The sequence below is a fragment of the Marinobacter sp. M-5 genome (assembly GCF_032911545.1).
In the GTDB taxonomy this organism is placed as follows: Bacteria; Pseudomonadota; Gammaproteobacteria; order Pseudomonadales; family Oleiphilaceae; genus Marinobacter; species Marinobacter goseongensis.
The window spans coordinates 388,160-408,157 of sequence record NZ_JAWJEK010000002.1; the positions used below are offsets into that span (position 1 = coordinate 388,160).

Sequence of the window (19,998 nt, forward strand, 5' to 3'; positions counted from 1 at the left end):
AGCACACCATACGCACCCGTATGGTTTGTTTTTATGGTGCTGCGAAGCACAGACAGGGTCTGTTCAGAACGGAGGTGGGCAGAGACGGCCCGCGAATGGAACACAGGCTGGGTTCACCCACCGCCGCTGCCCTCCGCAGCGTCTGGTGTGTTAACAGGCCGGTCTCCGGGCTTATGAGCGGTTCACCTGAATGAACCGGAGCGATCACCTTCCCATGCACAAGGCACAGTGGCGCGTTCGATCGCTTGTAACTCATTTACCGTTGCGGGGGCAGCGCCGGACTTTAACCGGCTTCCCGTTTCACTCCGTGCAGCGTTACACGGCAGCACCTGAAAACGAGCGGCAAGGCTAGCAACTGCTCACTCACTGGTCAATCACATTTGCCAGAGCCGCCAGCCCCCGCGCCAGCGTTTGCCACTCATCCTCGTGACCGGGCAGCCCCAGCCGAAGCGCCGGCAGCGAATCCGGGGCATGGAGAGCATCGAAGGAACGCACCAGAATGCCCCGGCTGGCCAGTGACTCGGTGATCGCCAATGCGCGGGGATGCGCAAGGTAGCGGAACAGCAGCGTACCCTGGCTGCCGGGCAAGCCGTGTCCGGCCAGAAGCTCATGCAGACGGCGGCTGTCTCGCTGCAGCCGCTGTGTGGTTGCCGCTTGCCATGGGACGTCCGCCAGCGCCGCTGCCATCACGTAGCGGGCAGGGCCGCTCAGCGGCCAGGGACCAAGGGCATCCTCCAGCGCTGCGGCAACAGGCACCTCCGTCAACACTGCGCCGGCCCGCACCCCAGCAAGACCGAAGAACTTGCCCAGCGACCGCATCACCACCAGCCCCGGCATGCCGGTATACGGCGCCAGGCTGATGTTGTCGTATCCGTCGGCAAAGGCCTCATCCACCACCAGCCAGCCGCCGCGCTGCTGCAACCGCTGACACCAGCGGGCAAGTCGGTCCGCAGGAATCACCCGACCGTCGGGATTGTTGGGGTTGATCCAGACCACAACATCCAGCTCATCCAGCCAGCGTTCGTCGTCACCGGCCATGTGCTGCGGGTTGAGAGGAACCACCTGATGGCCGGCGCGGGCCCACCAGTAACCGTGTTCGCGGTACCCGGGCTGCGGAACCCCCACGCGGCAGACCGAACGCAGGCCAGGCAGCGCCATGATAGCCGCCTGGCTCCCGGGTACCGCCACGCAACGGGCGCTTTCCCCTGCACCGGCCCAGTGACATACAGCCTGTTCCAGGCCGTCGTCGCTTTCCGGCAGCCGTTGCCAGATGTCTGCGGGCAGGTCGGGCACCGGCCAGCCTTGCGGATTGATGCCGGTGGACAGATCCAGCCAGTCACTGCGGGGAATGCCCCAGCGCCGCGCGGCCTCATTTAACCGGCCACCGTGATGGGGCTTGTCCGGCATACTCACAGCGCGCCCCCCGAAACCAGATTAAACAGTATGGCCACCGTGCCCAGCACAGCAAGCCAGAGCCACACGCCCCGGCGCACCAGACCGATGGCGTCATCGATGGTCGCCGCCGTGGCCGCCGGGCCACGGCCCAGGGCCGGCCGCGGCCTGACACCGGAGGCATAGGGTGCCGGGCCACCCAGCGAAACCCCCAGCGCACCAGCACCCGCCGCCATCACCGGGCCGGCGTTGGGGCTGTCCCAGACCGCCGCCTGCGTGCGCCAGCACTGCCACCCTGCGCAGGTGTTGCCCAGCAGGATGAAGGTCAGCGCGGTGAGCCGGGCCGGTATCCAGTTCAGCACGTCATCCAGCCGCGCCGCCGCCCGCCCGAAATACAGAAACCGTGGGTTGCGATACCCCCACATGGCATCCAGGGTGTTGACCATCCGGTGCAGCAATACCCCGGGGACACCCGCCACCAGAAACCAGAACAGGCTGGCAAACACCGCATCTGCCCCGTTCTCCAGCATGGATTCACTGGCCGCGGTCGCGACGCCGTGCTCATCCAGCTCACTGGCCTTGCGGCTGACAATCCGGCCCACCTGGTCCCGCGCAAGCGCCAGGTCACCGCCATGCAAGGCGTCTGACACCGCGCGGCCATGCTCTGTCAGCCCGCGGATCGCGATGGCGGCATACAACACCACAGTCTGGAACAACAGATAAGCCCATCCGCTCAGAGTGAATCGCAGCAGCTCAGCCAGGATAAGCACCGGCAAAACAGCCGCCAGCAGCCCTAATAGCCCCAGAGCCATTGAGCGGCCTGCCTGCTCCGGCTTGCGGTTCAACCGTCGCTCCAGCGCCGTGGCCACACGCCCGAACCCCACCAGCGGATGCCAACGGCGGGGCTCCCCCAGCCAGCGATCCAGCAACACGGCGGCAAGGCACACAATCACAGAGAACATAAAGGCGCTCAAATCGGCAGCATCTCTCTTAAGCAAACAAAACTTGGGAGCAAGGAATTCGTTGAGCAGACTGGAGTTTAACCGAGTCACTGTCGGCCTTGACACCTTTTCGGGCGGGGTAGACCATTCCCTGTTTTCACCCGCCAGGAATTACCCATGCCCAATCTGCCTCCAAGCTGGACCCAGCGGCTGTCCACACCCAATGCACAGAGTGCCCGGCTGGCAACAGAGCGCCAGCAGGTGCTGACCAAGCCACCGGGTTCCCTCGGGCAGCTGGAACAACTGGCCATCCAGTTGGCCGGCTTGCAAGGGGCGGAACAACCGACAGTGGACCCGGTGCAGATCACCGTATTCGCCGGCGACCACGGTGTCTGCGAAGAGGGTGTGTCCGCGTTTCCACAGGAAGTCACGGCGCAGATGATCGCCAACTTCGCCGGAGGCGGCGCGGCCATCAGCGTTCTGGCAAACCAGCTGGGAGCGTTGCTGGAGGTGGTCAACCTGGGCACGGTGGGCGAAGTGCCGGGGTTACCCGGCGTGCGTAATGAACAGATTGCGCCGGCGACCGCCAACCTGGCGGTGACCAACGCGATGACGGAAGACCAGGTGTGTGCCGCGCTGGCCAGTGGCGATGCGGCGGCCGAGCGTGCCGCCAACGCAGAATGCCGGCTGTTTATCGGTGGTGACATGGGCATCGGCAATACCACCAGTGCCGCCGCCCTGGCTTGCGCCCTGCTGAAGGCCACGCCGGAACACCTGGTCGGCCCCGGTACGGGGCTGGACAGGGCGGGGGTTTCCCATAAAGCTCAGGTGGTCGCTCGGGCCCTGGCACGACACGGCGACAGCACCGACCCCCTGACGGTTCTGGCCTCACTCGGCGGCTTCGAAATTGCCGCACTGACCGGCGCCCTGCTGGGTTGCGCGGCGCGGGGTATTCCGGTGCTGGTGGACGGTTACATTGTCTCGGTCGCCGCGCTGGTCGGCGTGCACCAGCAGCCGGGCCTGCGGGACTGGCTGCTGTTCGCTCACCGCTCAGCAGAGCCGGGGCACGCCCGAATACTGGACGCGCTGGATGCCAGCCCCTTGCTGGATCTGGGTATGCGCCTGGGTGAAGGCAGTGGTGCGGCCGTGGCGGTTCCCCTGCTGCGGTCAGCCTGTGCTCTGCACAACACCATGGCCAGCTTTGCCGATGCCGGTGTCAGCAATAAAAACGCCACCTCCTGAAGGATCCGTATGAAAAACAGCACCACAACGGTTGATCTGATCCGCCATGGCGAGCCCGCCGGTGGCCCGATGTTTCGGGGCAGTCAGGACGACCCGCTCAGCGATCTGGGCTGGCAGCAGATGCGCTCGGCCATCACCGCCACGGATCAGTGGGATCGGGTGGTCACCTCACCGCTGCTGCGCTGCCGCCGGTTTGCGGAAGAGCTGGCTTCCGCCCGGCAGCTGCCGCTGGAAGTGGATGATCGCCTGCGGGAAATCAGTTTCGGAGCCTGGGAAGGGCGCACCGCCAACGCCATCATGGCCGAGACCCCGGATGCACTGACTCGCTTCTGGAGCGACCCGGTCACCCACCTGCCCCCGGGTGGAGAGCCGCTGGCGGAATTCCAGACCCGGGTCCGGGAGGCCTGGCAGCACTGGACCGTTGAGGCCGCCGGCCAGCAGATACTGGTGGTGTGCCACGGCGGGGTGATTCGCATGGTCCTGGCGGAGGTGATGGGCATTCCCCTGGACCGCAGTTTCGCGGCGCTGGCCGTGCCCTATGCCTGTCGCAGCCGGGTACGCATCGACCAGTCCGATCACGGCGTTCTCAGCTGCTTGCTGAGCCACGGCACCTGATCGCGCTCACGCCTTGAGCCACAACGGCAATCCCGCCACGCTCATCACCACCCGGTCACAGGTGCCCGCCAATGCCTGGTTGAGCCAGCCCAGTTCATCGCAGAATCGACGGGTCAGGGGATCCATGCCGATGGTGCCCAGCCCCACTTCATTACTCACAATCGCGAGGCTGCCGGGGTACTCCCTTACTGCCTCGAGAAAGGCCTCGCGCTCCCGGCCAAAAGTTTCTTCACCCGCAAACAGCAGGTTGCTGATCCACAGGCTCATGCAGTCCACCAACAGAAACGGCGGAACCGGCTTGCTTGCGGCAGCTGACAGAACATCAGCGAGCTGCAGCGGGGCCTCCACCAACCCCCAGTGAGGGGGCCGGCTGGCCACATGCCGCTGTACCCGCTGCGCCATTTCGTCATCACCCACGGTTGCGGTGGCGACATACACCACGTCACACCCGGAGTCTGCCGCCAGCGTCTCCGCCATCGCAGTTTTTCCCGATCGGATCCCCCCCAGAACGAGAGTTCTCGAAACCTTCATGACGACTCCTTGGCGAACTGGTGACGCAGGCAGGCACCCATTGGATCACCCGCGCTCAAAAATGGCCCAATGTGACGCAGGTCACATTTTGACCATATGTTACAAACTGTCACGTTACCCTTTGCGCCGACCGCTCCGGGTGATCACAACAATAATAGAAATGCCTCAACAATAAAAAACGGTTTACCGGGCAACCGGTAATAAAGACAAATGAGAGGTTCACATGAACAACTATAAACGACCCATGCCTGCAGCATGGGCATTGGCTGGCGCGCTGTTGATCACCGGCTGTGGCGGCGGCTCCGGGAGCGGTGACGACAGCTCTGCGCAGGGACCATCAACAACCCCGAACACCCCGGCCGTTGCCTCAGACAACGAAACCGCTGCCCGTCAGCCAGCCACCATCGACCGCTACAGCTTCGCCAACGGGTGCTACACCCTGCAGGCACAAGGCAACTTCCTGACAGCGGACCCGCAAACCGGGCAGTACTCGGTCACCACCGAGGCCAGCCAGGCGACCGCCTTCCGCATGCGCCCAACCCGGCTCGGGGCTTATCTGATGATGTCCGGATACCAGCGCAACAGCGGCGAAACCGGCCGCTTCGAGCTGCTGGGCATCAGCGATCCGGCGGGCGAATTCCTCGATGGCGCCGGCAATTTCATTGGCGAGATCAGTTACCTGGTTGCCGGCCTTGGCGACACCACCAACCTGGTGCTCGACCCCGTGTCGCCGCTGGGTGACGCGCTCCGCGCCATCGGCGAAAGCCTGGAGTTTACCGGCGATCGGATTGGCGATACCACCGTGAACCCTGCGCTGGCGATGGTGAATGCGCCGAGCGATCTGGCGGTCTGGCAACTGCAGCGTCAGGACCAGGAGCAGCTGTATACTCTGGCCTCTGACGTCACGGGGCTGATGCTCTCGGCCCGGGAAGACGGGCTGGCGCTGGTCTCACCGTCCGCCGCGGATGAATCCGGCCATTTTAGCCTGGCAGAGGCCTCCGGCTGTGATACCTATCCGGAAGCGGAACTGAACGCCGAGATGCTGGATCCACAGGGACCGGCCACCTACCTCAAAGAGGTGGACCGCTTCAGCAAGGTGAAAGGCATCGACAAGGACGACGTGTTCGGCTTCGTCGACACCCATTCCCACATTTCCGCCTACGAGTTCATTGGCGGCCGGGTCAACTATGGTGCCCCCTTCCACCGCTTCGGCGTTACCCACGCCCTCCACGACTGCGAGGCGGTTCATGGCCCATGGGGTGCCACCGGCTTTGTGGAGTTGGCCACCAGTGGCATCGGCCCGCACGACACCCAGGGCTGGCCCACGTTCAATGACTGGCCCCGTTTCAACTCTCTGCAGCATCACCAGAGCTATTACCGCTGGATGGAACGAGCCCATCTGGCGGGCATGAAGATTCTGGTCAACCACCTGGTACACAACGAGATTCTCTGCCGCATCAACCCACAGAAAGATAACGACTGCGATCCCATGGAATCCATTCTGCTGCAGATCCAGCGCATGTACGAGATGCAGGATTACATTGATGCCCAGCACGGCGGCCCGGGCGAGGGCTGGTTCCAGATTGTCACCAGCCCGGCCAGCGCCCGAGAGGTCATCGATGACGGCAAACTGGCGGTGGTGCTCGGCATCGAAATGTCGAAGGTGTTCAAGTGCGGCGAGTTCCTGGGCGTAGCGGAATGCAGCCGGGAGGAAATCGTGGAGCGTCTGGACCAGTTCTATCAGCTGGGCGTTCGCAACATCTTCCCGGTGCATAAGTTCGACAACGCCTTTGGCGGTCACCTGCCGGATCTGTCCACCGGCGTCGGTATCGGGCCGGTGCTCTACGCCGGCAACCTGCTGGAAACCGGGCACCCCGTGGAATTCGAGCAGTGCCCGGAAAACGTCGAGTACACCGGCGGTGAGCCGGACCAGAACGCCGACCTGCAGCCATTCGGCCTGTTCGACCAGCTGCTGTTCCAACTGGACTACCTGGGCGAGCGCTTCCCGGAAACCCCGGAAGAAATGGCCGCACTCGATCCCCGCCGTGGCACCGACCAGCTGTGTAACCGCCGTGGCCTGAGCGATCTCGGCGACTTCCTGATCGAGGAGCTGGTGCGCCGCAAGATGATGATCGAAACCGACCACATCAGCCGCAAGGCCGCCGCCCGCATTCTGGAAATCACCCGCCCGCTGGGCTACCCGATCATCAACAGCCACGGTGGCTGGGGCGGCACCGAAGCGCTGCGGGATCGCATTGCCGCCCAGGGTGGCATTACCGCCTCATTCGGCGGCACCCGTGAAGACTGGGTGCGCAAGCTGACCCGTGACGGCAATCGCGCTCGCGATGACGACTTCATGGTGGGCCCGTTCGGCGGTGCCGGCTTTGCGTCTGACGTCAACGGCATCGCCCAACTGGCGTCTAACCCGGGCATCCCCGAGGACGAGGCCGGCCTGTATCCGTTCACCTCCATCGACGGCCGGGTCCGCTTCGATGTGCAACGCACCGGCGACCGCGCGTTCAGCCTCTACGATGGCCGCGGTGTTGCCCATTACGGCCTTTATCCGGATCAGATCGAGGACATGATCCGCAACAGCGACACCGATCCCGAACAGATTGATGACGCCATCAACCAGCTGTTCACCTCCGCCGAGGCCTATCTGCGGATGTGGGAACGGATTGAGCAGGCACCGCTGTAACAACAAAAAACAAGGACAGAGCCATGATCTCCAAGACCACTCAGCACCAGAGCATCGCCTGGCGCTTTACCCTGATTCCCCTGGCTGCGGCCGTGCTGATGCTGTCCGGCTGCCTGGGCGGCAGCGGCGGTTCGTCGGATTCCGCAGCAGCCAGCGACAGTTCCGGTAATAACAACGTCGCCGGCGACCAGGTCGACCGGTTCAGCGAGGGCCGCACCTTCCTGGTCGAAGCCGGGCCCGAGGCCACCCATGACATGGTCAACGCCATGATCCAGCTGCGCCCCGGCGACACCCTCGCCTTCGGCTGCGGCTTCATTGAACTGAACCACGGCCTGTTGATCCAGGCCACCGAAGACGTGCTGATCAAGGGCTGCGGCAAGGACAGCACGGTGCTGTCGTTCCGCGACAGCGACAACGTGACCGGCCTGGAAGCCCTCAATGTGCGCGGCATCACCGTGCAGGACCTGACCATTGCAGACTCCCCCGGCGACGCCTTCAAACTCAAGGGGGTGAAATGGGGCACCCTGCTGAACGTGCGCGCCATCTGGTCCGGCGGCGGCGAGCCGATCACCGCCAGCAACTACAGCGAGCGCTTGCAGGTACAGTGCACCAACCCGCCGTTCAACGAGGGCGACCCCACCCCGGATTACATTCCCAGCTCCGCCAGCGGGCGCTATGGCATTTATCCGGTGGAGTCAGAGAACATTCTGGTGGATAACTCCGAATCCATCGGTGCCTCCGACGCCGGTATCTATGTGGGCCAGACCAACACCGCCATCATCCGCAACAGCCGCGCGCTGTATAACGTCATGGGGTTCGAGATCGAGAACGTTCAGGGCGGGGAATACGACAGCAACCTCGCGGAGTGCAACACCGGGGGCTTCCTGATCTACGACCTGGAAAACATCACCCAGTACGGCGACACCTCGGTGATGCTCGGCAACGTGGCCCGCAACAACAACACCTACAACTTTGCCCACAGTGGCCTGGTGTCTGCGGTCCCCCGGGGCACCGGCCTGATCACCCTCGGTTACGACAACATCGAGGTGCTCAACAACACCTTCGAGGATCACAGCACCGCCGCGGTCATCTACACCAGCTACGAGCTGATCGACGGCAAGAACAAAACCTCGGACAAGAAGCTGGACCCCTACACCGAAGGCTTCCACATCCACAACAACGTGATGCGCAATTCCGGTTACGACCTGCCGCCGCCCAACTTCGAGAAGGTGCTGCTGGAGGGCGAGGTGGAGACCATACTGCCCACCCTGATCGGCCTGAAGAACATCACCAACCCCGGCAAAGGCGCCCACATCATCTGGGATGGTCTGCTGGATGAGCTGGACGCGGACTGCCCCTACCCGGTGGACGCCAACGGTGACCCGGTGCCGGCGGATGCCAGCGGCAAGCCCATCCACACCAACCAGCATCCGAACCCGGCCTGCCACTACAACGCCTACAAATTTGACGCCAATGGCCAGCGCAAGTTGCCGCAGTGGGGCTCGTGCTTCCATGACAATGACCTGGCGGACGACAGCCAGGCCTACATGAACTTCCACGGCACCCAGGGGCTGGAACTGGTACTGGCCGCCGCCGAGCAGGACAGCAGCATTCTCAGCCTGGAGGGCTTGCAGTCAGTACTGGAAGGGCTGACCGGCGTGGTCGCCGACACCGACCAGTCGGTGCACGATTGCCAGGCCCGCTTCGGCAAGGTGCTGCCGCCGCTACCCAGGGTGCAGATTCCGCCGTTCGAACCCAGCGGCACCGTGGATCCGGCCCCCAGCGAAGAATTCATCAACCGCCTCTGCAACCAGGGTGGCCAGCCCGGCAGCGTCAACCGGGCGGCGCTGGAGGTAAACTGCCCGACGCTGGATCAGTACAACCTGTTCGCCGATGCCCACGACCCCCGCAGCACCCCCAATGACGGCGGCGTGCCTTACGTGCTCAACAGCAAACTGTTCTCCGACTACGCCACCAAGTACCGGGTTGCCTTCGTGCCGCCGGGTACCAAGGCGGTGTACATGGATGGCCAGGGCGGCAGCAACGTCAACGGCACCATCCACTTCCCTACCGGTACGGTGATTGCCAAGACCTTTGCCTTTACCGATGAAAGCACAGGCACCGAAGAGCTGGTGGAAACCCGCCTGCTGATCAAGCGGGTCAGTGAGAGTGGCAAGGCGTTCTGGGATGGCACCACCTACATCTGGGAGCATGACGGCAGCGGCCAGCCGGTGGCGAAGCTCGCGCTGGGCGGCGGCACCCGAGCGGTGAGCTGGCACTACCAGGACGACATCACCGGCGAGTTGATGGCCGGCAGTACCGACCACTACGCCGTACCCAACGCCAACCAGTGCATCACCTGCCACAGCAACGACGATGTGGAATCCGGCAGCGCCCCCATTGGCCCGAAACCCCGCAACCTGAACCGCGCCTACGCCCCGGAATCCGCCTTCATGGGCACCCGCGGACAAGGCGGTTTCCCGCGGGTCAATCAGCTCCGGTACTGGCAGGAGCAGGGCATTCTCACCAATGTGCCGGACCTGCAGATTGATGGTCGCGGCGTTGCCACCAACATCGAGCGCCTGCCCCACTGGAACCTGGCCGGCGACAGCGGTGAACCGGCCGGCTCCGATGCCGATGTGGAAGCCCGCCTGCGGGCTTATCTGGAAGTGAACTGCCAGCACTGCCACAACGACCGCGGCGCCGCCTCCAACACCGGGTATTACCTGGATCACTACCGCGAGCTGGACGCCGGCTACGGCATCTGCAAGAAACCCACTGCCACCGGCGGTGGTTCCTGTGGCCGCCAGCACATTGTGGTGCCGGGCGATGCCGACAGCTCCATTCTGGCCTGCCGGGTGGAAGACAGCAGCGATCCGCAACGGCGCATGCCGCCCATCGCCCGCAGTGTCACCCACACCGAAGGCGCGGAGCTGATCAGCTACTGGATCAACCAGGTGGTGACCAACAACTACGCCAATGGCGATGCCTGCGGCAACGGCAGTATTTTCCAGTCACTGAATTGAGCCAATCGGGGTCGCCGCGCCTTGCGGCGGCCCCTGTTTCTCGCCCGCCGTTCGTGGCCCTCGGCCGCAGCCACTGCTATATTGCTCCGTGAGAACGCCACACCCGACGGCCTTTCAGGGAGATTTCATGCAGGCAGAACTGATCGACATCCGCAACCATCTGGCCCAGCACGCGCCGTTCGACGAGCTGCCGGAAGAGATGCTCGACAGGGTGGTGGCGAGCATCGAAATTGCCTATTACCGCGCTGGCAGTGACATCCTCGAATTCGGCCAACGCAACAACTGGCTGCTATACATCCGCAGCGGGGCGGTGGAAATCTACCGGCGCTCCGGCGAGCTTTACAACCGCATCACCGAGGGTGAAATCTTCGGCCAGTTCGGCCTGCTGATGAACAAGACCGTGCGCTTTCCGGCGCGGGCCATTGAGGATTGTCTCGTCTACCGGATTCCCGACCAGGTGTTCCAGTACCTGTGGGAGCGCGATGAGACCTTCGCCGACTTTGTGGAAGTTGAAGACCGCAGCCGCCTGCGCTCCGCACTGTCGCGGCGTGAGAAATCCAACGAACTGATGACGTCACGGGTGACCCGGCTGATTTCCCGGGCACCGGTGTCGGCACCCTGCACCGTGCGCCTGCAGGAAGCCGCCCGCATCATGACCGAGCAGGGGGTGTCGGCGCTGTTGCTGATGGATGAGGAAGGCAAACGGCCCAGGCTGAAAGGCATCATCACCGACCGCGACCTGCGCACCCGAGCCGTGACCGAAGCCCTGCCCTCGGAAACGCCGGTCAGCGAAATCATGAGTGCGGGACTGATCGTCACCAAGGCCCAGAGCTTTATCTTCGAAGCCATGCTCACCATGCTGCACAACAACGTGCACCACCTGCCGGTGATGGACAACGACGAGGTGCGGGGCGTGATCGCCCTGGCGGATATCGTCAAGTACGAGAGCCAGAGCAGCCTGTACCTGGTGGGCAACATCTACCATCAGAACGACATCAAGGGCCTGAAGAAAATCAGCCTTGATGTGCGCGACAGTTTCGTGCGCATGGTCAATGAAGACGCCAATTCCCACATGATCGGCAGCGCCATGGCGGGTATCGGCCGCAGCTTCACCCAGCGCCTGCTGGCGCTGGGTGAAGAGAAGCTCGGGCCGCCACCGGTGCCCTACTGCTTCATGGCGCTGGGCTCCATGGCACGGGATGAACAGCTGGTGGTGACCGACCAGGACAACGCCATGATCCTGGACGACAGCTTTGTACCGGAAGAGCACGATGCCTATTTCCTGGCGCTGGCCAAGTTTGTCAGCGACGGTCTTGATGCCTGTGGCTACACCTACTGCACCGGCGACATCATGGCCACCAACCAGAAGTGGCGGCAACCGCTGAAAGTCTGGAAAACCTATTTCACCAACTGGATCCAGGAGCCCAGCGGGGAGGCCTTGCTGAACAGCAACATTTTCTTCGATCTTGATGGCATTTACGGCGAAAACGATTTTGCCGAGCAGTTGAAAACGCTGGTGGCGGAACAGGCCCAAGGCAGCCAGCGCTTCCTTGCCCTGCTGGCGCGCAACGCCCTGAACCGCACACCGCCGCTGGGATTTTTCCGCACCTTTGTGATGGAAGAGGACGGCAAACACAACAAGACGTTCAACCTCAAACGGCGGGGTACGGCGCCGTTGTCGGATCTGATCCGCGTGCACGCCCTGGCTTGCGGTTCCCGCGCACAAAACTCGTTCGAGCGACTCAAGGCTATCGCCGAGACCAAGCTGATCCCCGAGGACGGTGTCGGCAACCTGCGGGACGCGCTGGAATTCATCTCCATTGTGCGTATTCGCCACCAGGCACTGGCCATCGAGGCGGGGCGTGAGCCGGACAACAATGTGCGCCCGGAAGACCTCTCACCGTTCGAGCGCAGCCACCTGAAAGACGCCTTCCAGGTGGTCAGTAATGCCCAGAAGTTCCTGAAATTCCGTTACACCGCGCAGGTCAGCCGGCATGTCTGAGCTTGGTGATACCCGCAAGACGCACTGGCCCGACGAGCTTGCACAGCTGGAGGAGCAGGCCCGCGATGGGCGCCTGCAGACGTTCTATCAGGCCGGCTGTGTGGCCCCGGAAACGGCCATTGCCGAGGCGCCGCTGGTGGCGCTGGATTTCGAGACCACGGGGCTGGACCCGGACAAACACTCCATTGTCAGTATCGGCCTGGTGCCCTTCACACTGGCCGGCATCCAGCTGGGTATGGGCCGCCACTGGGTCGTGCGGCCGCAATTGCCCCTGCACCAGACCTCCATCACCATTCACGGCATCACCCACACCGACATCGACCAGGCGCCGGATCTGAATGACGTGCTCAATGAGGTTCTGGAGGCCATGGCCGGGCGGATTGCGGTGGTTCACTACCGCAGTATCGAGCGGAAATTCTTCAATGTCGCGATGCAGTGGCGCCTGGGGGAGGGCATTCACTTTCCGCTGATCGACACCATGGCCATCGAGGCGCACCTGCACCCCGACCGCATCCCCACCCGGTGGCAAAAACTTACCGGCAAGAAACCGGTGTCCATTCGGCTCGCTGACAGCCGCCAGCGCTACGGCTTACCGCACTACGCCGCCCACAACGCGCTGATTGATGCCATCGCCACGGCCGAACTGCTGCAGGCGCAGGTGCTCCACCATTTCGGCCCGCAGACACCGGTCAGTGATCTATGGTTGTGACGCCGCCACCGGGTTGTCGCCGTCGGCTTTCACCGCACTGATGTAATCGCCATAGCCGGCCTCAGTCATGTCCGCCAGCGGGATAAAACGCAGTGCCGCGGAGTTCATGCAGTAGCGCAGACCGGTCGGCGCAGGGCCATCATCAAACACATGTCCGAGGTGGGAGTCCGCGATGGCGCTGCGGATTTCCGTGCGGGTCATGAACAGGGAACGGTCGGCCTCTTCCACCACCGCATCAGACGACAGCGGGCGGGTGAAGCTCGGCCAGCCGGTGCCAGAGCGGTATTTGTCCCGTGAGGAGAACAACGGCTCTCCGGACACCACGTCCACATAGAGGCCGGGGCGCTTCTCATCCCAGTAGGCGTTGTCGAAGGGCTTCTCGGTGCCGTCTTCCTGGGTCACGCGGTATTGCTCGTCGGTCAGCTGCTGCTTCAGGGTTTCGTCAGACGGTCGGTTGAACGACTGCCAGGATGCCGACGCGCTCTCGTCGCCGGCCATATCGCTTCCCTCGCCACTTTCCGCACCGCTCGCCTTCATGCCGTCGGCGTCCGGTCGATACTGTGAGTAGTCCACACTGCGGTCGTCACCCCAGACTTCGTCGATAAACTGATAGCGACCGGAATTGTGGGTGTAGAACTTGTACCGCAGCGGATTCTTCTTGTAGTAGTCCTGGTGGTACTCCTCGGCGTCGTGGAAGGTGTCGAAGGGCACGATTTCGATCGCCACCGGGTCGTCATAGCGCCCGGACACGTCCAGCGCCTTTACCGACGCCTCGGCCGCCTGTTTCTGGGCGTCGTTGTGGTAGAAGACCGCGGGCCGGTACTGCTGGCCACGATCCACATACTGCCCGTTTACGTCGGTGGGGTTGGCCGTGCGCCACAAGGCCTGCAACAGGCCTTCGTAGCTGATCACCTGCGGGTCGTAGTAGACCTGCACCGCTTCGGTGTGTCCGGTGCGGCCGCCGGCCACCTGCTTGTAGGTCGGGTTCTGCTCATCGCCACCGCTGTAGCCGGACACCGCTTCCACCACACCCGGTACATTTTCCTCGTAGGCCGCCTCGACACACCAGAAACAGCCGCCGGCGAAGGTCGCGACCGCCAGATCCGGATCATCGGGTGCATAAGCCGAGTCGTTGTCGTTGCGATCGGTGGCGCTGACACCGGCCCCTGCCAGGGCAATCAGCAGCGCCGCCAATCCAAAGGTAACTGTGCGTTTCATGATTCTCTCTCCGTTTATGAGATTCCAGCCTTGATTGTGTGACCGTGAAATCACGCGGGCGTCACCAGGATGTTACGAATTGATCACGGTGACCCGATGACCGCACGCGGCAAACGGACGCTCAAACCTTCGCGGCGGGCAGGCGCAGGGTGAACCGTGCACCGCCCGGCGGGTTATTCGCCGCCTGCACCGATCCGCCCTGCAGCGTCATCAGCCGCTCGGCGATGGCCAGGCCGAGCCCACTGTGGCCGGATGCCTCTCCGCCACTGCCGCGGTAGAAGGGCTCGAAAACATGGGGCAGATCCGGTTCAGGGATACCCGGCCCCTGATCCTGCACCGCCACCTCCAGCCCATGCTCATCCCCCGCCAGGCCGAGCGTTATCCGCCCCCCTTCCGGGCTGAAGACGATGGCATTGCCGATCAGGTTGTCCAGTACCCGCTCAGTCATGGCCAGATCCCCCAGTGCCATGGCAATGGGCGGCTGGCCGTCAACGTCCAGGCGCACCTGTTTGCTGGCGGCAGCCGGGCCGTGTTTCTGGGCAACGTCATGCACGAGTTCGGCCAGCACAAAGGGTTCCGGGTTGGGCGTGGTCTCCCTCGCATCCAGCGCCGCCAATTCGAACAGTTCGTCCACCAGGCGGCCCAGGCGATGGCTTTCTTTCAGGGCAATATCGAGCCAGGCCTGGCGCTCGTCGGCGCTGAGGCGGTCGTGTTTCAGGCCCAGCGCCTCAATGTAGCCCTGCACAGACGCCAGCGGCGTGCGCAGATCGTGTGACACCCGCGCCACCAATTGCCGGCGCTGGGTGTCCTTGTCCCGGAGCTGTTCCATCTGCGTGGCAATGCGGTCCGCCATCTGTTCAAATCGCAACGCCAGGTGATCAATCTCGTCCCGCGTCGCCACGGCCGGATTGCCTGAGGAGGTCTCCGGCGCATCCCGCATATCGCTGCCGGCAAAAGCCTCGACCCGATCGGTCAGTTGCACCAGCCGCCGGGTCAGCAGCCGGAACACCGCCAGCCCGGCCAGCAACCCCAGCACCAGGCTGATGGCCAGCGCCCAGGCCCCCATCGCGATAAACTGATCGCTGCGGGCCATGGTTTCTGCCATGTCGTACTCCTCACCCCGCAGCACCACGTACAGATACCCCTCCGGCGCGTCGGCAGAGGGCACCGGCGTCACCGAAAACACCTTGCGGCGGTCGTGGCTGCGCGGGTCGTCGCCCAGCACCGGGTATTCCTCCTGGTTTGCCAGCAAGGCCCTGATGGGTTCCAGCGACACCCGTTTACGTTTGATTCTGGCGGGGTCTGCGGAGTACGCAAGGATCTGCCCGGCGCGATCCAGCAGATAGATCTCAATACTCGGGTTGATGGTCATGTACAGGCTGAACAGCTCCTGCAGGGCCGCCTCATTCAGCCGCCCCTCATCCACCAGATTGCGATCGGCGACCAGGTTGCGTGCCAGATCCCGATTGAGTTCCTGATTCAGCGAAGCCTGGTACTCCCGCAGGGTATAGCCGCTGAGGAAGGCATAGCTGATGCCCACCGTCATCAGCAACAGGAACAGTCCCAGTGCCAGCCGCGCGTACAGGGTTTTCAGCGGAAACCGGGTCATGATCCGTCCATAAAGCGGTAACCGACGCCCCACACGGTCTGGATAAAGACCGGGTTGGCGGGATCACGCTCAATCTTGTTGCGCAGGCGGTTGATGTGGGTGTTCACGGTGTGCTCGTATCCTTCGTGGTTATACCCCCAGACCGCATCCAGTAACTGAGTCCGGCTGAACACCCGCCCCGGCTGGCGGGCAAAATGCCACAACAGGTCAAACTCGCGGGCGGTCAGCTCGACCGCCTCACCGTGCACCTGAACCCGGCGGCGCACCGGATCCAGGTGCAAGCCCTCCACAACAACCACTTGCGGGTCCGACGATTCAGCAGCACCGGGTGCGACGGCCATGGCATCGACCCGGCGGAACAGGGCTTTGATCCGCGCACTCAGTTCCGCCACGCTGAACGGCTTGGTGAGATAGTCGTCCGCCCCCATTTCGAGGCCCAGTACCCGGTCCAGCTCGGTGCTTTTCGCCGTCAGCATCAGTACCGGCACGTAACCGGGGCCGGAGCGAATCTCGCGACACACCGCCAGGCCGTCCAGCCCGGGCAGCATCAGGTCGAGCACCACCAGATCGATGTCACCTTCCCGGAAACGCTGCAAGCCGGTATCGCCGCGGTCACACAACACCGGGTTCATCCCCAGGTCCGCCACCTGCATTCGCACCAGCTCGCCGATGCCAGGGTTATCCTCAACAATCAGTATGTTTCGTGTCATAGCTTCCCGGGTATACACCGTTACAGGATCATCATAGGCTGTCAGACAGTGTATAGCGGAAAGTTCACAAATGTGTCACGCCGGCCCGGGGCGGATCTGTTTGGCGGGGTATCCGGTTTGTCGCTAGACTTCAACGGTTCAGCACAATGAGGTTGCCGTGACGGAAAACACCACAACAAGAGCAACGCGCGCCGATGCCTTCCGCCGTGCCCGCAGCCTGTGGCTCAAGGGCGAACGCATTCACCTGGCGTCGCTGTCGGCGGAGCTGAATATCGGGCGGGCCACGCTGTTTCGCTGGGTGGGCAACAAGGAGCTGCTGCTGGGCGAAGTACTCTGGTCACTGTACGAACCGCTGCGGCTGGAAGCGTTGAGCAAAACACCGGGGCAAGGCGTCGACTTTGTTGTCGGGGTCTACCGCTACATCAACTCGACACTCTTGCATTCCGAGCCCCTGCGCCGGTTTATCCACGAGGACCCCGAATACGCCCTGAAAATCCTCACGTCGTCCCAGTCCACCATTCACAGCCGGACCGTGGAGGCCAATACCCGCACGCTCCGGGATCAGGTTGCCTCAGGGCACATCAATCCGCCCCTCAACATCAACAGCCTGTCCTACTTCATGGTACGACTGGCCGAATCCTGCCTGTACAGTGACGTCATCAACGGCCGTGAGCCCCGGGAGGAGGAACTGGAGGATGCCTGCACAGCGGTGCGGATTCTGCTGGGCGGGAAGGCCTGAGCCTGGATCCCGGGCATCAAACCGTTACAGCTGCAGCGACCGCACTTCCAGAAACTCCTCCAGCCCCCATTTGCCGAATTCGCGGCCGATGCCGGAGTGACCGAAGCCACCGAACGGTGCCAAGGGGTTGAAGTCGCCGCCATTGACGAACACCTGCCCGGTGCGCAATTTGCCGGCCACCTTCTTCGCCCTGTCGGCATCCGCGGACCAGACCGCGCCGGACAGACCGTACTGAGTGCCATTGGCGATGCGAATGGCGTCGGCTTCGTCCTGGTAGGGAATCACACACAGCACCGGCCCGAAGATTTCCTCCTGCTCAAGACGACTGCCCGGTTTGACGTTACCGAACACGGTGGCTTTGACGAAGTAGCCCTTGTCACAGCCTTCCGGCGCTTCCGGTCCGCCGGCAACCAATGTGTGGCCTTCTTCGATGCCGAGCTTGATGTAATCGATCACCTTGTCACGCTGCTGGGCCGAAGCCAGCGGGCCCAGGCGGGTGGTTTCTTCCAGCGGGTTACCGGGGGTCATTCTGGCAACGGCCGCGGCCGCCAGTTCGCAGGCTTCGTCGTGGAGGTCTGCCGGCACCAGCATGCGGGTCAGCGCGGTGCAGGTCTGGCCGGAGTTGAGCAGGCAGTTGTTAACGGTACCTTTGACGGCGGCGGCCAGATTGGCATCCGGCAGGATCACTGAGGCGGATTTACCGCCCATTTCCAGGGCGATGCGTTTGAAGTCATCGGCGGCGGCATGGGCAATCAGGCCACCGGTGCGGGTCGACCCGGTGAAGGACACCATGCGCACGGCCGGGTGTTTGATCAGAGTGTCGCCCACGGTCTGGCCTTCGCCACTCACCAGGTTGAATACGCCCTTGGGCAGATCGGTGCCGTCGAGAATCTCGGCCAGAATGTAGGCGCTCTGGGGCGCGATTTCGGCGGGCTTGAGGACCACAGTGCAGCCGGCGGCGATGGCCGGTACGATTTTCAGGATCACCTGGTGCAGCGGATAGTTCCACGGGGTGATGCAGCCCACCACACCCACCGGCGCGTACTGCACCTCGGAATTGCCACACTGCTCGCTGAACGGGAAGTCCGGCAGCATCCTGAGGTAGGTTTTGGTGATCGTTGCCGGCAGGCCCGCCTGGATACCGGTGGCCAGTTTGATGGGCATACCCACTTCGCGGCACACGGTTTCCGCGATTTCTCCTGCGCGCTCCTTCAGCCCGGCATGGAGCTGCTCCAAAACCTTGATGCGCTGATCCAGCGAGCTTTCGGACCAGTCGGCGAACGCCGCATCGGCGGCCGCAATGGCCTGCTCCATCTCGTCACGGCCGGAGGCCGGGACTTTCGCGATGACATCACCGGTGCCCGCTTCGTGCACGTCGAGGGTCGGGCCGCTCCAGCTCACCCACTCGCCATTGATGTAGTTCTTGCTCAGGTTGTTCATGTCGTCACTCCTTGGTCTCATCAAAAACAATGACGCCACGGGCATTCTTGCCCGCCAGCATGTCCTCGAACGCCAGCGCGGCGTCTTCGATGGCGTAGGTCTGGGTGACCAGTTCGTCGAGTTTGAGTTTGCCGGCTTTGTACAGCCCGAGAATCCGGGGGAAATCATACTGGGGGCGGGCGGAACCCAGCCAACTGCCCTTCAGCACGCGTTCGTCCGCGGGCAGGGTCAGGGTAGTGATGGTGGTTTTGTCTTTCGGGTCGGACACGCCCACCACCACGGCGGTGCCGCCGCGGCCGAGGCATTTGTAGGCCTGCTCCACCACCGCGCCGACACCCACGCATTCGAAGGCGTAATCGACACCGCCGGTGAGTTTCTTCACCGCCCGGGCGGCGTCGTCCACGTCGCTGATGTTCACGGTGTGGGTGGCGCCGAATTCCCGCGCCATCTGGAGTTTTTTCTCGCTGTTATCGACCGCGACGATCATTTCCGCGCCAGCAGTGGCACAGCCCTGAACGGCGTTCAGGCCAACACCGCCAATGCCGAACACCGCCGTGCGGGAACCGGGTTCCACCTGCGCCGTGTTGAACACGGCGCCGACGCCGGTGATCACCGCACAGCCCACCAGGGCCGCGTTCTGCATCGGCACGGTGTCGTCCACCTTGACGCAGTTGTCCACATGCAGGGTGGCGTATTCGGCCATCACGCCACAGGCTCCGAACACATTGAGATCTTCACCGTCTGCGCCTTTGGTGCGCACGCTGCCATCGGGCAGCGTGACCATGGCCTTGCGGGCATGTTCGCACAGCACCGGGCGGCCGCGAACGCACTGGCGACACTTGCCACACATGGAGATGAAGGTGCTGACCACATGGTCACCTTCCTTGAATGCGGTCACCCCCTCGCCCACCTCGATCACCACGCCGGCGGCTTCGTGGCCGAGCACCAACGGTGCCGGATACGGGATCTTGCCGGTGGTGGCAGAGTGGTCGCTGTGGCACACGCCGCAGGCAGCCACTCTGATAGTGATTTCGTCCCGCCGGGGACCTTCTACGGTGATGGTTTCAACCTGAACGGGCTGGCCCCACTCGCGGCAGACCACGGCCTTTGCTTTTCTGTCCATCGT

Annotated in this window: 15 protein-coding genes and 1 riboswitch; of the genes, 7 read left to right on the top strand and 8 right to left on the bottom strand. The window is 63.3% G+C overall.

Annotation, left to right across the window (positions count from 1 at the left end):
- Positions 1-138: 138 nt before the first annotated feature.
- Positions 139-348, bottom strand: a riboswitch (cobalamin riboswitch).
- A 15-nt stretch (positions 349-363) separates the two neighbouring features.
- A complete protein-coding gene (gene cobD, locus R0125_RS11135) occupies positions 364-1,407 on the bottom strand; it encodes a threonine-phosphate decarboxylase CobD (RefSeq protein ID WP_248184772.1) in 1,044 nt (347 codons plus the stop codon).
- A 2-nt stretch (positions 1,408-1,409) separates the two neighbouring features.
- Complete coding sequence (cbiB, locus tag R0125_RS11140; protein WP_317238221.1) at positions 1,410-2,354, bottom strand: adenosylcobinamide-phosphate synthase CbiB; 945 nt, start codon at positions 2,352-2,354, stop codon at positions 1,410-1,412.
- Between the two features lie 156 nt (positions 2,355-2,510).
- Here cbiB and cobT point away from each other — a divergent pair, with 156 nt between their 5' ends.
- Both cobT and R0125_RS11150 read left to right on the top strand, forming a co-directional pair.
- Complete coding sequence (gene cobT / locus R0125_RS11145) at positions 2,511-3,575, top strand: nicotinate-nucleotide--dimethylbenzimidazole phosphoribosyltransferase (RefSeq protein ID WP_317238222.1); 1,065 nt, start codon at positions 2,511-2,513, stop codon at positions 3,573-3,575.
- Between the two features lie 9 nt (positions 3,576-3,584).
- On the top strand, positions 3,585-4,190 hold the full coding sequence (locus tag R0125_RS11150; RefSeq protein WP_317238223.1) for an alpha-ribazole phosphatase family protein: 606 nt from the start codon (positions 3,585-3,587) through the stop codon (positions 4,188-4,190).
- A 6-nt stretch (positions 4,191-4,196) separates the two neighbouring features.
- Here the strand turns inward: R0125_RS11150 and cobU are convergent, their stop codons facing one another.
- The gene (gene cobU / locus R0125_RS11155) at positions 4,197-4,721 is read right to left on the bottom strand and encodes a bifunctional adenosylcobinamide kinase/adenosylcobinamide-phosphate guanylyltransferase (RefSeq protein ID WP_317238224.1); all 525 of its coding nucleotides are present in this window, start codon (positions 4,719-4,721) and stop codon (positions 4,197-4,199) included.
- 223 nt (positions 4,722-4,944) lie between these two features.
- Between cobU and R0125_RS11160 the strand changes: the two genes are divergently transcribed.
- The 4 genes from R0125_RS11160 (at position 4,945) to R0125_RS11175 (ending at position 13,156) form a co-directional block, all read left to right on the top strand.
- Entirely contained in the window at positions 4,945-7,419 is a 2,475-nt protein-coding gene (locus R0125_RS11160; RefSeq protein ID WP_317238225.1) for a hypothetical protein, read from the top strand.
- A gap of 23 nt (positions 7,420-7,442) precedes the next feature.
- A complete protein-coding gene (locus R0125_RS11165) occupies positions 7,443-10,445 on the top strand; it encodes a parallel beta-helix domain-containing protein (protein ID WP_317238226.1) in 3,003 nt (1,000 codons plus the stop codon).
- A gap of 127 nt (positions 10,446-10,572) precedes the next feature.
- On the top strand, positions 10,573-12,447 hold the full coding sequence (locus R0125_RS11170) for a putative nucleotidyltransferase substrate binding domain-containing protein (protein ID WP_317238227.1): 1,875 nt from the start codon (positions 10,573-10,575) through the stop codon (positions 12,445-12,447).
- A complete protein-coding gene (locus tag R0125_RS11175) occupies positions 12,440-13,156 on the top strand; it encodes a 3'-5' exonuclease (RefSeq protein ID WP_248184734.1) in 717 nt (238 codons plus the stop codon). Before R0125_RS11170 ends, R0125_RS11175 begins: the two co-directional genes overlap by 8 nt.
- Here the strand turns inward: R0125_RS11175 and msrB are convergent.
- The 3 genes from msrB to R0125_RS11190 all read right to left on the bottom strand — a co-directional run bounded on the left by msrB (position 13,145) and on the right by R0125_RS11190 (position 16,693).
- Positions 13,145-14,374: a peptide-methionine (R)-S-oxide reductase MsrB gene (gene msrB, locus R0125_RS11180; RefSeq protein WP_317238228.1), complete on the bottom strand. Its 1,230-nt coding sequence runs from the start codon at positions 14,372-14,374 to the stop codon at positions 13,145-13,147. The genes R0125_RS11175 and msrB overlap by 12 nt on opposite strands.
- A 121-nt stretch (positions 14,375-14,495) precedes the next feature.
- The gene (locus R0125_RS11185) at positions 14,496-15,983 is read right to left on the bottom strand and encodes a sensor histidine kinase (protein WP_317238229.1); all 1,488 of its coding nucleotides are present in this window, start codon (positions 15,981-15,983) and stop codon (positions 14,496-14,498) included.
- A complete protein-coding gene (locus tag R0125_RS11190; protein ID WP_248184729.1) occupies positions 15,980-16,693 on the bottom strand; it encodes a response regulator transcription factor in 714 nt (237 codons plus the stop codon). Before R0125_RS11190 ends, R0125_RS11185 begins: the two co-directional genes overlap by 4 nt.
- A 157-nt stretch (positions 16,694-16,850) precedes the next feature.
- Between R0125_RS11190 and R0125_RS11195 the strand changes: the two genes are divergently transcribed.
- The gene (locus R0125_RS11195; protein ID WP_248184727.1) at positions 16,851-17,432 is read left to right on the top strand and encodes a QsdR family transcriptional regulator; all 582 of its coding nucleotides are present in this window, start codon (positions 16,851-16,853) and stop codon (positions 17,430-17,432) included.
- Between the two features lie 24 nt (positions 17,433-17,456).
- Here the strand turns inward: R0125_RS11195 and R0125_RS11200 are convergent, their stop codons facing one another.
- Positions 17,457-18,872, bottom strand: coding sequence for an aldehyde dehydrogenase family protein (locus R0125_RS11200; RefSeq protein ID WP_317238230.1), 1,416 nt, complete (start codon positions 18,870-18,872; stop codon positions 17,457-17,459).
- Positions 18,873-18,876: 4 nt separating this feature from the next.
- Entirely contained in the window at positions 18,877-19,995 is a 1,119-nt protein-coding gene (locus R0125_RS11205) for a Zn-dependent alcohol dehydrogenase (RefSeq protein ID WP_317238231.1), read from the bottom strand.
- Between the last annotated feature and the right edge of the window lie 3 nt (positions 19,996-19,998).